At 77.4% G+C, this 2,757-nt stretch carries 2 protein-coding genes; both read right to left on the reverse strand.

Going from position 1 to position 2,757, the window contains the following annotated elements; all coding sequences use genetic code 11:
• The coding region (locus CCS38_RS17270) for a hypothetical protein (protein ID WP_223734171.1) at positions 1-1,579 on the reverse strand (1,579 nt) is incomplete at its 3' end.
• Positions 1,570-2,757 (reverse strand): hypothetical protein (locus tag CCS38_RS17275; RefSeq protein WP_223734172.1); only part of this gene is annotated, 1,188 nt, incomplete at its 5' end. The genes CCS38_RS17275 and CCS38_RS17270, both read right to left, overlap by 10 nt.

Below are 2,757 nucleotides of genomic sequence, written 5' to 3' on the forward strand. Positions count from 1 at the left end.
TCTCGGCACGCAGCGCCGCATCCTGGCCCGACTCGCTCTCCGGCGCCGCGGTCTGCGCCGGGACGGTCGTACCGCCGTCGCCGCTGCCCGGCGGCGGTCCGCCGTGCGTCCACGGCGTGTCCTCCGGGTCGGGCAGCTCCGGACCGCCGCGCGGCGCGTGCTCGAAGAGCGTCCAGCACACCCGGTCGCCCTTCTCCGGCACCGAGCCCGGCTCCGGAGTCTTCCCCCGCCCCATGCCGCCGGTCAGCCGCACGACCAGCGTGCCCGGCTGCTCCGGTACGTACGCCACGAACTCCGCGGTCTGCGTCTTCCCGCCGTCCAGCGGGCGGTACAGCTTCGTCCGCTCCTCCAGCTGCGGCCGGTCGCCCGTGCGCAGCGTGACCAGCGGCCGGGGCATTGGCCGCTTGCCCTCGGACATCGCCATCTCCACCTCGGTCACCTCGCCTTCCAGCGCCTCGCCCGTGAGCCGCCGCCCGGCCATCACCAGCGGATCGTCCAGCGCCTCCTGGGCGTCCAGCTGGGCCTGCGCGGTCTCCCGGGAGGCGAGCTTCTGCGCGGCCGTGACCGCGTCGTCCAGCCGGGGCTGCGGCGGCTCGCCGGACCGCACCCGGTCCCGGTGCGCGGTGTAGGACCAGCGGTCGCGCCGCCAGCGGTCGGCGACCCGCGCGCCCTCGGGCAGCGCGCGCAGCAGGCCGATACCGCGCCACACCGCGTCCCAGGTCGGCCGCAGCACGCTCGCCACCAGCGCGTCGAACTCCTCGCGGGCGCCCGGCACTCCGGCGTCGTACCGCGCGATGGCCGGCGCGAGCAGGCCGTTGTCGAACGCCGGGTCCGTCGCGGGCCCGGCCGGCGGGCACAGCAGCTGCCCGCGCGCGTCCCGCGCCGTCTCGGCACGCAGCGCCGCATCCTGGCCCGACTCGCTCTCCGGCGGATCGATCCAGGCGAGCAGCGCGCCCAGGTGCTGGTCCTCGGCGAGGCTCTGGCCGGTCGCCCAGTGACGGGAGAGCAGCCCCGTCATCGGCAGCAGCAGGCTCGAACCAGGCACCCGGGCCCGCTCGCCGAAGTGCGTGAGCCAGCGGCCCAGCAGCGGGACGTGCGGCGGCGCGGGATGCGGGGTGTCCGGGTCCTGCTCGGCCGTCCGCCGGAAGCGCATGGAGCGGCCCAGCAGCCGTACGAAGTCGACGCCCGCCGCACTGGCCACGATCACCTGCGGTGCGTCCGCGCACAGCTCGGTCTCGACCGTGACCCGCTTGCCGGTCTGCGGGTCGGTCTCCTTGCGCTCGGCGGGCTCGACGTCGTCGGCGAAGGAGTCCACGTACGGCAGGACCGCGGCGGCCAGCTCGGCGAAGAACGCGAACCGCAGGTCACGGTCGCGCGGCTGCGGCACGGTCAGCAGCAGCGGCGCCTCGGGGTCCGTGCCGACCAGCGCGCCGAGCGGCGCACCCGTCTCGCCCGCGGTCGTCAGCGGGACGAACACCAGGGGGCGCGGGGAGAGATGGCGGTGCCGCACGGTCGCCAGTGGCGTGGCCCGCCCCGCCGCCACGGCCTCCATCCTGGCCAGCACGTCGATCAGCGACATTCCGCCTCCTCCCGGGGCGCCGGGGCCTGTGCCGGTACCGGAGCGGAGGCCGCGGCCAGCGCTTCGGCGCGCAGGGCGGCGGCGCGGCGCAGCGCCTCGGCCGCGGGGTCGTCGTCGGTCGCATACGCACCGGCCGGGTCCGGAGGCGTCCGCTCGCCGTTCCCCGAGGCCGCCGCCAGCACCTCACCGACCGTGCGCAGCCCGCCCAGCTCACCGCGCACGCCGCGGCCCAGCGACTCCACCAGCCCGGCCTCACGGGCCCGGCCGCGGCAGTGGAAGGCCAGCTCGCACGCGGCCAGGCACTCCGGTGCGTACGCCGCGCCGACCGACTCCACCGCCTCGGTCAGCTCCTCGGCCGGGCGTGTCGCGGTCTTCCCGTCGTCCGCGAGGCGCAGGTCGAAGGTGGTGTCCTCGGGGAGCGCGGCGGCCAGCTCGTCGATCCGGGTGAGCCGGGCCAGCTGGCGGCGGGTCGTGGCCAGCTGCTTGCGCAGGTCCACCGGGGCCCCGGCCGGGAGGTTCGAAAAGTCCTTGGGGCAGACCAGCAGGGCGCGGTCGCCGACCCGCGGCGCGTGCCCGGCGCCCTCGGCGAGCTGCCGCGCCACCTGCTCGGCGACCTGCTCCAGCGCCAGGGCGTACACCGCCGACTGGCGGGCCGCCGCGCCCACCTTGGCCGTGTCGGCCGTCCCGTCGATCATCGGGAACGACTTGATCTCGATGACGCTCCACAGCCCGTCCGGGCGCACGACCACGGCGTCCGGCTCCAAGTACACGGGCGAACCGGCCACCTCCAGCGCGAGCATCGGGTGGTCCAGGAGCGTCCAGCCGCCGCGCGCGGCCGCTTCCCTGAGAGCCAGCGCCGTGCGCGCGGCGCGCCCCTGCGGGCCGGCCGCCGACAGGTCGGGCGTGGCCGCGGCGCCGGGCTCCGGGGCCGCCGCACCGCCCCCGAGATGCTCGGCGGCCAGCCGGATCAGCTCGGCGCCGCCGTCGGCCTTGACCCGCGCCTCGAAGGAATGGCCGCGCGCGATCGCGAACTGGGACTGCCCGAAGGGCGCCGGCGAGCCCAGGGCCCGGGCGAGCGCGGCCTTGTCCACGCCCGCACCGTCCAGCAGCGCGCGACGCCGGCAGCCGGGGTTGGCGGCCAGCGCGGCGAGCGCCCTGGCGTCCAGCGGGCGGGGCGG

Source organism: Streptomyces purpurogeneiscleroticus (assembly GCF_020024005.1).
Taxonomy (GTDB): domain Bacteria; phylum Actinomycetota; class Actinomycetes; order Streptomycetales; family Streptomycetaceae; genus Streptomyces; species Streptomyces purpurogeneiscleroticus.